This is a genomic window from Comamonas sp. BIGb0124, from assembly GCF_003752175.1.
Lineage (GTDB): Bacteria > Pseudomonadota > Gammaproteobacteria > Burkholderiales > Burkholderiaceae_C > Comamonas_F.
Map to the genome: position 1 here is coordinate 276,846 of NZ_RJVF01000015.1, position 10,808 is coordinate 287,653.

General features: G+C 66.9%; 6 protein-coding genes. 1 reads left to right on the plus strand and 5 read right to left on the minus strand.

Annotation, left to right across the window (positions count from 1 at the left end; translation table 11 throughout):
• Window positions 1-101: 101 nt before the first annotated feature.
• The 3 genes from EC845_RS20890 to EC845_RS20900 form a co-directional block, all read right to left on the minus strand.
• The gene (locus EC845_RS20890; protein ID WP_233598202.1) at window positions 102-1,097 is read right to left on the minus strand and encodes a TRAP transporter substrate-binding protein; all 996 of its coding nucleotides are present in this window, start codon (window positions 1,095-1,097) and stop codon (window positions 102-104) included.
• 232 nt (window positions 1,098-1,329) lie between these two features.
• Complete coding sequence (rlmB, locus tag EC845_RS20895; RefSeq protein ID WP_123300145.1) at window positions 1,330-2,076, minus strand: 23S rRNA (guanosine(2251)-2'-O)-methyltransferase RlmB; 747 nt, start codon at window positions 2,074-2,076, stop codon at window positions 1,330-1,332.
• Between the two features lie 10 nt (window positions 2,077-2,086).
• Entirely contained in the window at window positions 2,087-2,800 is a 714-nt protein-coding gene (locus EC845_RS20900) for an ABC transporter ATP-binding protein (protein WP_123300147.1), read from the minus strand.
• On the opposite strand from EC845_RS20900, the gene EC845_RS20905 reads away from it, so the two are divergent.
• Window positions 2,799-3,482, plus strand: a complete 684-nt coding sequence (locus EC845_RS20905) for an arylesterase (protein WP_123300149.1) — start codon at window positions 2,799-2,801, stop codon at window positions 3,480-3,482. The genes EC845_RS20900 and EC845_RS20905 overlap by 2 nt on opposite strands.
• Window positions 3,483-3,497: 15 nt before the next feature.
• Here EC845_RS20905 and EC845_RS20910 read toward each other — a convergent pair whose 3' ends face one another.
• Both EC845_RS20910 and EC845_RS22520 read right to left on the minus strand, forming a co-directional pair.
• The gene (locus EC845_RS20910) at window positions 3,498-4,688 is read right to left on the minus strand and encodes a PLP-dependent transferase (protein WP_123300151.1); all 1,191 of its coding nucleotides are present in this window, start codon (window positions 4,686-4,688) and stop codon (window positions 3,498-3,500) included.
• A gap of 81 nt (window positions 4,689-4,769) precedes the next feature.
• Window positions 4,770-10,793, minus strand: coding sequence for an anthrax toxin-like adenylyl cyclase domain-containing protein (locus EC845_RS22520; RefSeq protein WP_199739881.1), 6,024 nt, complete (start codon window positions 10,791-10,793; stop codon window positions 4,770-4,772).
• Window positions 10,794-10,808 lie beyond the last annotated feature (15 nt).

Below are 10,808 nucleotides of genomic sequence, written 5' to 3' on the forward strand. Positions count from 1 at the left end.
GACGGCACCGGCCCAGAACGCCAAAGCGCCTGCCGGATCGCGGCAGGCGCTGGCAACGATGCGCGCCGCCCGGCAAGGGCCGCACGCAAGGAGTCAAGCCGTCACTGAGTGGCGGCGATGCGGTCGAGCAGTTCCTTGCCGAACTTGGTCTCGTACTGCGCATAGGCCGGTGCCAGGGTCTTCTGGAACGGCGTCTTGTCGGTGATGGTGTTGACCTGCATGCCGGCGGCCTTGAGCGTGGCCACGCCCTTGGCATCGACGTCGTCCACAAAGGCGCGCATGGCGGCGGATCCGGCCTTGGCGCCTTCCAGGAAAGCGGCCTTGTCGGCGTCCGAGAGCTTGTTCCAGAAACGCGGCGACACGATCAGCAGCGTGGGTGCATACACGTGGCTCGACAGCGTCAGGTATTTCTGCACGTCCGAGAGCTTGGCCGACACGATCACCGACAGCGGGTTCTCCTGACCGTCGATGGTGCCCTGCTGCAGCGCACCCGTCACTTCGGGCCAGGCCATGGGCGTGGGCGCGGCGCCCAGCGTCTTGAAGGCCGTGATGTGGACCGGGTTCTCCATGGTGCGGATCTTCAGGCCCTTGAAGTCGTCGGGCGCGGCCACCGCATGCTTGGCATTGGTCAGGTGGCGGAAGCCCTGCTCGCCCCAGGCCAGCGCGACGATCCCGCGCGGCTGGAACTTCTTGATCAGGTCCTGGCCCACCGGGCCGTCCATCACGCGGCGGGCATGGCCGATGTCGCGGAACAGGAAGGGCACGTCGACCACGCCCACTTCGGGGACGAAGTTGGACAGCGTGCCGGTCGAGACGATCAGCGCCTGCACCGTACCCAGTTGCAGGCCTTCGATGGATTCACGCTCGCCGCCCAGCGCGCTGGCCGGGAAATGCTTGAACTTGTAGCGGCCGGCCGTCGACTTCTCGACCGAATCGGCCCAGGCCTGCGCGCCGGCGCCGTAATGGGAATTCACGGCCAGGGCGTAACCGATCTTGACTTCGGTCTGGGCCTGTGCACCGGCACCCGTCAACAGAGCGCAAGCCGCAGCCACGCTTCCCAGCCAGACGCGCACCCGCGTCGTTGCATTCATTGCCATGAAAACTGTCTCCTCGTCGATGTAATGGATCAAAAGCCGGCTGCCGAGCTCATTCTTGTTCTTGGCATGCGGACCCCAATGGCCGCCGCTTGGACCGTCACACGATTCAAGCCCAGGGGCATTTCAAGGGGCAGTATGGTAAACCCACAAACTGCCCATCGTTTCGTCAATCAAGATGGAAGGCTTCGCGATTCACGACAGCCGAGACTGCCAGAAGCCGTCCGGCGTGTGCTCAGAGTCCGCCGCCGCGCTGGCGCAACGCTTCGTAGAGGCAGACCCCGCTGGCGACCGACACATTCAGGCTCTCGACCGCACCGCGCATCGGAATGCTGACCAGTTCGTCGCATCGCTTGCGGGTCAGCTGGCGCATGCCCGGCCCTTCCGCGCCCAGCACCAGGGCCACCGGTGCCTTCAGGTCGACCTGGTAGACCGACTTGTCGGCCTCTTCGCTGGTGCCGATGCACCAGATATTGCGCTCCTGCAGCTCACCCAGGGTGCGCGCCAGGTTGGTCACCATGAAGTAGGGCATGGTCTCGGCCGCGCCGCTCGCCACCTTGGCCACCGTGGCATTGATGCCGGCCGCATGGTCCTTGGGGGCGATCACGGCATGGGCGCCGGCGCCATCGGCCACGCGCAGGCAGGCACCGAGGTTGTGCGGATCGGTGATGCCGTCGAGCACCAGCAGCAGAGGCGGCTCGTTGAGCTGGTCGAGCAGGTCGTCGAGCGAGCGCGCCTGCGCCACGGGTTCGACCCGGGCGGCGACGCCCTGGTGGCCGTGCGAGCCGGCCAGCTTGGCCAGGCGCAGGCCGTCGGCCTCGATCAGCCGGACCCCCGCTTCCTTGGCGCGCTCGACGAACTGGCGCATGCGCGCATCCCGCCGAGAAGAATCGAAATACACCTCGATCACCGAGGCCGGCGCGGTCTTGATGCGCACGCCGACGGCGTGAAAGCCGAACAGAATTTTGGGAGTCGTTGCCATAGGGGCGTGATTATCCCTGTTCGGCGGACAGGTCCATCCGGGCACGCCCCGCATCCACGACCACGCGGCGCTGGCAGAGGCTGGCAATGCGGGTGTCGTGCGTCACCAGGATGAGCGTGGTGCCGAGCTCGGCATTGAGCTGGAACATCAGGTTCATCACGGTTTCACCGGTGGCAAAGTCGAGGCTGCCCGTCGGCTCGTCGGCCAGCAGCACGGCCGGCTGCACCACGAACGCGCGGGCCAGCGCCACACGCTGCTGCTCGCCGCCGCTCAGCACCTTGGGGTAATGGCCCAGCCGCTGGCCCAGGCCGACCCGCTCGAGCATCTCGGTGGCGGCCTCGCGCGCCTGACGCCGACCGGCCAGTTCCAGAGGCAGCATCACATTCTCGAGTGCCGTCAGGTTGGCCATGAGCTGGAAGCTCTGGAACACGAATCCGATCTTCTGAGCCCGCAACGCGGCCCGGGCATCCTCGCCCAGCGCAAAAAGATCCTGCCCGTCGAGGTGAACCGATCCTGCACTCGGTGTATCCAAACCGGCAATGATGGACAGCAACGTGCTTTTGCCCGAACCGGATGCGCCGATGATGGCGGCGGTCTCGCGGTAGGCAAAATCGAGGTTGATGTCGCGCAGAATATCCAGCGTTCCGGTGGAATCGCTCACCGACTTGTAAACCCCGCGGACGGCGATGATGGAAGGCGCAGGCGCAGAAATGGAATCGGACATGAAACGGAAAACCTTTTTTTCGACAACGGATCGACGACACTTTATCCTGCAAGCGGGCCTGGGCGCGCTGGCGCTGGCAACCGCCGGTACGGGCCATGCACAAGCCGGGCCAGCAGGCGGCGCCCGCAAGATCGTGATCCTCGGCGACTCGCTGAGTTCCGAGTATGGCCTGGCGCGCGGCACGGGCTGGGCGGCGCTCCTGGTGCAGCGCCTCGCCGAGCAGAAGAAGACCGGCTGGCAGGTGGTCAACGCCAGCATCGGCGGCGACACCACCTCGGGCGGCCGCAGCCGCCTGCCTGCGCTGCTCAAGCAGCACCGGCCGGCCGTGCTGGTGATCGAGCTCGGCGGCAACGACGCGCTGCGTGGCCTGCCCCTGAACATGACCGAAACCAATCTCGACGCCATGGTCAAGGCCGGACTCGAAGCCGGCGCCAAGGTGCTGCTGGTCGGCAACCAGGTGCCGCCCAACTATGGCCAGCGCTACACGCAGGATTTTGCCGCGCTGTTCCCCAAGATCGCCGCAGCCAACCGCGTGCCCGTGGTGCCGTTCATGCTCAAGGGCATTGCCGATACGCCGGATGCCATCGACAGCTTCCAGGCCGACCGCATCCATCCACTGGCCAAGGCCCATCCGCTCATCCTCGACAACATCTGGCCCGAACTGCAGAAGCTGATCGGTTGAGTGCGAGGCAGGCGGCTAGGCGGAGCCCAGCACCTGCAGCGCCTGTTCGAGGTCGGCCCGCAGATCGGCCACGGCCTCGAAGCCCAGCGACAGCCGGACCAGCACGCCGCCATGCGGCCAATCGGTCACGGCCGGGTCGCGCATGGACGCGATGTCGTAGGGAACGACCAGGCTGACCGGCCCGCCCCACGAGTAGCCGAGCTTGAACAGCTTCAGCGCATCGCAGAACGCATCGACCTGAGCCGTGCCGTAGCGGGCATCGAACACCACGCTGAACAAACCCGCGGCCAGGCCTTCCGGGCCGCACAGCGCCTGCCAGTGGGCATGGCCCGGCGAATCCGGACGGGCAGGATGCAGCACCTGGACGATTTCCGGGCGCCGGGCCAGCCAGTCGGTCAGCGCGCGTGCGTTGCGGTCCTGCGCCCGATAACGCAGGTCCATCGAAGGCAGGCTGCGCAGAACGGTTTCCACATCGTTGACGCCCACGCCCAGTCCCAGGCTGGCCCGCATGGCCTTGACACGGGCATGCAGCGCCGCATCGCGCGTGACGACGCTGCCCATGAGCACGTCGCCGCCGCCGCTGGGGTACTTGGTCAATGCATGCACCGAGAGGTCGACGCCGGCCTCGAACGGCTGGAACGCCAGGCCGGCCCCCCACGTGTTGTCGAGCGCCGACGGCACCCCGCGTGCGCGGCAGACGGCCGCCAGCGCCGTCAGGTCGGGAAACTCCATCGTCACCGAGCCGGGGGCCTCCAGCCACACCAGGCGCGTCCGCGGCCCGATCCGGCTCGCCAGGTCGTCCGGATCCATCGGATCGTAGAGTTGGCAGCCGATGCCCCAGCGCGCCAGCGTCTCGGCCGAGAAGGCCTTGTTCGGGTCGTAGGCGTTGTCGGGGACCAGCACCTCGTCGCCCTGGGCCAGCAGGGCCAGCGAGACCAGGGTGATGGCTGCCAGCCCGCTGGGCACCAGCACGCAGTGCTCGCCGCCCTCGAGCGCCGCCAGCCTCTCCTCGAGCAGGAAGGTGGTGGGCGTCCCGTGCAGGCCGTAGCTGTAGACATGCTTGCGGCGCCGGTCGGCGCCTCGCATGGCGGCCGTGTTCCGGAAAAACACCGTCGAGGCCTTGTGGACGGCCGGCTGGGGCGCCGCGAAGCCCGGCTCGGGCTCGTAGGGGTGATGGATGAGATGGGTGGTCAGGTCGAGGCTCATGGCGGAATCATAGACCGCGTCGGCACCGGTCCGGCGGGGCAAAGGACCGCACGGCCCCTGCCCCGCCGAACCCGCCCCGGGCTAGAACCCGAAGCGCGCACTGCTTTCCGGTACATACCCGAGAACGCGCAGTCGGTCGTAGAAGTCCAGGAGATCTTTCTGCGACTTGATCTGCACGGGGCTCTCCTGTCCCGGGATGATGAAGATGGGCATGTCGGCTTCGTCGAAACCGGCGCTGAAGGGGTTGCCGATTTCATCGCCATGCCACACCAGTTTGCCCCCCTTGTACCCCTCCTGCCCCACTTCCTTGTTCAGACCGCGGATGATGGCTTTTCCGAAGACGTGGACATTGCCCATGTTGGGGTCCTCCTCGCCCTTGTTTTTGAACAGGGACAGCCGCTTTTCGATCCATTCGCCATGAACCAGGCGCGGCGCCACCTGGATGCTGCGCGCGTTGTCCGCCTGGTTGGCGCGCGGAAAGATGCCGAACAGGTCGTAGTCGGCCGTGATCGGCTTGGCGTTGAACGACTCCCGTCCTTTCTCGGGCGGATTCGTCAGCACCTGCACGGCTTGGCCGGTCGCATCCGTCACCCGGCCATCCGGACCGATCGAGAACTCGAACCGCCCCAACGGGTAGTTGGCCGCATACTGTCCATCGCCGATCGACTCGAGATGACCCGTGCGCACCAGCTCGTCGAGCCGCTGCGGCGAGAGTTCCAGATCGACCAGCCGGGCACCGTTCTTCAACGCCTCCGCGACATACTTGGCCTGCACCTCGAGCTTGCTCGCCGGCAGCTTCGAGTAGCGCGGGTCTGCGGCGATGAAACCCGCAGTGGGGCCGGTCGGACTCGACTTGGCCTTGACATGGAAGTTCTTCGACGGGAAGCCCTCACGCAGCAGCGTTTCGCCCAGCGCATTGGGCGCACGCACGCCCAGCACCACCTTGTACTTGTTCGCGACACGCTGGAACGCATCCGAGTAGAGCAGTCTGACGGGCGCTTCGCCCCCCGCGGCGTCCGGCACGCGAGGCACCGTGGGAGCGTCCACCTCGGTCTCGCCCTGCGACGCGGGCGGCTTCTCGAGGCGAGACCAGTTGTCTCCCGCCACACGGCCGGCGGTGCCGTCCGGACTACGGGATGTCTTGCGCATCTGCACGTCTTCGGGAAACTCCGCGGCGTTGTCGCTGTCGCCCAAGCCCGAATCGTCAGATCTCTTGCGGCTCCGACTGTTGCGGCTGGCCCGGCCGGTTCGAGCGGCAAAGGCGAGCGCCGGCGCTTCGGCGTTCCCCGGCGCTTGCCCGTCCTGCAGGGGCTGCTCGATCATGCCCACCGGCCGGGGCAGACGCGATCGGGCGGCCGAAGAATCGCGCATCGTCACCTCGCCCGCATCGGGCGGCGTCGCGTCCACGGCTCCACGGTGCGAAACGGATCCCGCGCCGCGTCCCTTCTTGGGGGACAGAGGCGGCGGCTCGTCGCCACCCGACGGATCGTTGGAGGCATCCCCGTTCTGCCATCCCGTCTTGGGAGCCAGCGGCGGCGGCGTGTCGGGCGCCACTTCCCGCCAGATGTGGGGACTGTCCGGAATGTCCTGCCGGATCGGCGTTGCGGGATCCGCATACGTCTTCAGGAACGGCTCGCCCGCACGGTAGCCCGGTTGTGTACCGCCGTAGCGAGCGACATCCACCGTTCGTGTGTCCGGAATGCCCAGGGCCTTCTGGATGGTCGATTCGCGCTTGGCATACAGATGTCCCGCGCCGATGAGCATGAGAGCGCCCGGCTGCCGGGGGTCGGAGACCTTGCGGAAGTACTCGCCCGCAGCCGCTTCGCGCTCGACGAAGTTCTGCAGGTCGTCGAGCGTGCGTGCAGGCGTGTCGAAGAAGAACACCTCGGCATCGCCTGCGATCGCCTGCTTGATCAGCGGGTAGAAGCCCATCTCGGGATGCGCCTTGTCGCCGTCGAAGGTGCGGTTGGCGTAGTCGCGCAGGGCCGTCCAGAAAGGGCTGCTCTCGTCGATGTCCTTGCCGCGCGACTGCCTCAGATAGTCGCTGACCGTCATGCCCTCGGGCAAAGCGTAGTCGAACCGACCCAGCGCATGGGTGGCAGGATCGGGAAACTCGAGAAACAGCTGCTTGACCTTTCCGCTGGCGATGAGACCTGCGACCAGCAGTTGTCCATCCGGCTGGTCATGCAGTTCGCCGACGATCAGCGGGCCGGTCTCGAGTTGTTTGGCCGCATAGGTTTGCGCCTGGTCCAGATGCGGCTCGAGCGAGGCATTCAGCACGCCTTGATCCACCGCTCGGCGAATCGCCATGGCGGGAAGCTCCGCACCTGGCCTGACCGAAGGCATACCGGGCTTCAGCGAAGCAGGTGCGGCACCCGCGGCAGGAGCGGCAGGCCGTGTCCCGATGGCCTCTCCGCGCGGAGCCGTCGTCGGACTCAGCGGGTAGCCGATCCGGCCATCGGCCAGTTTCTGCGGTGGCCTGAAGCCGCGGCGGCGTTGAGCCTCACCGGAGGGCGGAGTCGACACCGCAGGAACAGAGGCCGTCGGTGCATCGGTCTGTGCCTCCAGCTCGAAGTAGATGCCTTCGGCCGCAGGCGCCGGCTGCTCGGCACGCTTGCCCAACTCGTAGATGAGGGTGTTGTCGACATCCACCACGTCGCTGCCCTGGCGATCGTTCGGGCGCGCAGGATTGCGTTCATCGGGCACACCGCCGGTCTTTGTACCTGCCGGCTCCGCGCCCAAGGCACGCCGTGCCGAGGGGTCCGTCGCCTGGAAGCGTTCCGACATGCCACTCGGCCGTGCTCTGCGGGCCTCGCCCGACTGCGGTTTCGGGCGCAACGTCACCTCGCCCGAGGACGATGGGGTCGCCGATGGCTGGCGCGGGCCGTCGCCCTGGACCTCCGACTCCCACATGGCCATATTGGACCGTTCCACCGGTTGTTCGACGCCCCGGTCGTAGACAGGTTCGACATCCGAGCCCTTGTCCGATCGGCCAAACGGGCGAGCAGGACTGCCTGCGTCGGCCATGTTATGGAGCGTCGAATAGACCGAATCCTGGGTCTCTCCGCCTTGATCGGCGCGCCCCGAACGCGTCGGCTTTTCTGCCGATTTTCCGGGCTGGATACGGTTGGTTGCACCGGCTGGCCGGTCGGCGCTCTCGCCTTCCGGGATGGGCGGCAGGGGGCGCTTGGCCCGACGGTCCGGTTGGCCGGTCTTCGTTTTCTGCGCGTCGCGGGCCGGCTTTTCAACGGTACCGGACCGGTCCGGTGCAGCCGCCCTGAACGAGCCGGGACTCACGTCGCCGATGGTCTCGTAGACCGACTCGACAGGCACCTTCGAGGGCTGCTCGACGGGCTTGGCCAACTCGTAGACAGGGCGGTCGTCGCCGGCGTCTTCCGAGCCGCCGTCCCGATCGCCGCTCCGGCGAGCCGGGCTTGTTGCGTCATCGCCCACACGGCGGATCGTCGCATACATCGTCTCGATGTCCATGCCCGAGCGTGCCGGAGCCTCCGCCGCGGGCGCCTCATCTGCCGCACCGCTCCGGCCATCGCCGCGCGGGGGTTTCGGCCGCATCGTCACCTCGCCCGATTGGGCCTGATTCGCCGTCGACTGGCCAGACCTATCGCCTTGAACCGCCCTCTCCAAGTCCGCCTCGAAGGTTCCCCTGTCGGACCAGCCGGCACGCTGCTCGACGCTCTGGCCCAGTTCGTAGACAAGGCTGCTTTCGCTCGCTGTCTCCGAATCGCTGCTCCGACGGGAGGTCGGGCGAGACGGGCTGTTGTCATCGGCGACATCGCCGATCGTCGAATAGATCGAATCGGCGCCCGACGCACGCCGCGCCGGAGCATCCGGCGTCGGCAACCTGCCCACCATGCCGCTCGGTCGGGTTCTGCGGGCATCGCCGGTCTGCGGATTCGCTTGCAGTTTCGCGGCGCCCGAGGACGACGGATTCGTCGCTGGCTTGAGAGGCCCATCGACCTGCTCTTCCAGCTCGAAGTACACCCTCTCCGGCGCATCCGATGGCTGTCCCGGATTCTTGCCCAGCTCGTAAATCAAGGTGTTGTCGATGTCCACAGCGTCGCTGTCCCGGCGATCGCGGCCGTCCGGCGTGGCCGCCGGTTGTTCGGTGCCCACGTCGTAGACGTTGTCGCCTTCCGAGCCCTTGTCACGACGGCCGAACGGACGAGCCGGACTGCCCTCGTCGGCCATGTTGTTGAGCGTCGAATACACCGAATCCTTGTTCGCTCCGCCTGGGCCAGGGCGGCCCGAGCCAGCCGGACCATCCGGGGGTGGCGATGACAGAGGGGTGACACGCTCCAGAGCAACCGATCGGGAAGGCCCCTTCACTTCGACAGCGGTCTGCACCTCCGACTCCCAGCTTGCCATATTGAACCACGCCCCCGGTTTTTCGACACCCGGGCCGTAGACGTTGTCGACGTCCGAGCCTTTGTCCGATCGGCCGAACGGGCGAGCAGGACTGCCTGCATCGGCCATGTTGTGAAGCGTCGAATACACCGAGTCCTGGATCTCTCCGCTTTGATCCGCGCGCCCCGAGCCCGTCGGCTTATCTGCCGATTTTCCGGGCTGGATACGGTTGGTTGCACCGGCTGGCCGGTCGGCGCCCTCGCCTTCCGGCAAGGGCGGCAGTGGCCGCTTGGCCCGACCGCCCGATTGAGCGCCTCCGGTTTTCGGCTCGGCACGATCGGGCTTTTCAGCGGCATTCGGTCGGTCCGAGTCGGCTGCCCTGAACGAACCGGGACTCACGTCGCCGATGGTCTCGTAAATCGACTCGACAGGCGCCTCGGGCGGATTCCCGACGTTCTTGGCCAACTCGTACACAGGACTGTCGTCGCCTGCGCCTTCCGGGCCGCCGTTCCGATCGCCGCTCCGGCGACCAGGGCTGGCTCCATCGGTCGTCTTGCGGATCGACGCATAGATCGCCTCCGTGCCGCCCATGCCGCCCATGCCGCTCGGCAGAGCATCGCCGGTCTGCGGGTTCGCCTTCGGCTTCGCGGCACCCGAGGACGACGGATTCGTCGCTGGCTTGCGAGGCACATCGGCCTGCTCTTCCAGCTCGAAGTAAACCCGCTCGGGCGAAGCTGCTGGCTGCACCGGATTCTTGCCCAGCTCGTAGATCAGGGTGTTGTCGACGTACACGGCGTCGCTGTCCCGGCGACCGGCCTGACCGCCGGTCCCCTCGATCGAATCCGACGCTTTTCCGCCATTCCTGGATGCAGCGTAGAAAGGACTGTCGTCGCCGACGCCGTCCCAGTCGCTGTCCCGGCGAGCGCGCCCTTGCGGCTGGGCCGCCGGTTGTTCGGTGCCCACATCGTAGACGTTGTCGCCTTCCAGGCCCTTGTCCCGACGGCCGAACGGACGAGCCGGACTGCCCTCGTCGGCCATGTTGTTGAGCGTCGAATACACCGAATCCTTGAGCACGCCACCTGGGTCGGCGATCGCCGAGCCAGCCGGTTGGTCCACCGCTTTTCCGGGTTGGATAGGTTTGGGTGCACCAGCCGGCAGGTCGGTGCCTTCGCCTGCCGGTACGGGCGGCAGTGGCCGCTTGGTCTGACCACCCGATTCACCGCCCGCCGTTTTCAGCTCGGCGCGACCGGGTTTTTCTGCGATCCCGGATCGGTCCGATGCAGCAGTCCTGAACGAACCGGGACTCATGTCGCCGATGGCCTCGTAAATTGACTCCGCAGGCAAATCCGACGGTTTCCCGATGTTCTTGGCCAACTCGTAGACAGGGCCGTCGTCTCCTGCGCGTGCCGAACGTGAGTCCAGCGTCGGCTGCCGGTCTGCAGCGCTTGCCCGTCGGTCCGGCGCGGTTGTGCTGGACGAACCAGGACTCACATCGGCGATGGTCGAATAAATCGACTCCGCCGACGATCCGGATCCAGCGTCTCCTGCCCCGTCACGTTTTGGAGAGGGACGGACACGGCTAGCCGGGCCCTGGGGCGCATCGGGTGCATCTGCCCCGGCCCGGCCGCCCTTGCCGGCAGACTTTCCAGTGCGTGGGTCGGAGATCGTGAACACCATGTCGGTGCTCGCCACATGCTCGTTCTTCGTCTCCTTCGTCAGATCCCCGGCCTTCGACTTCAAGGCTCCTTCCACACC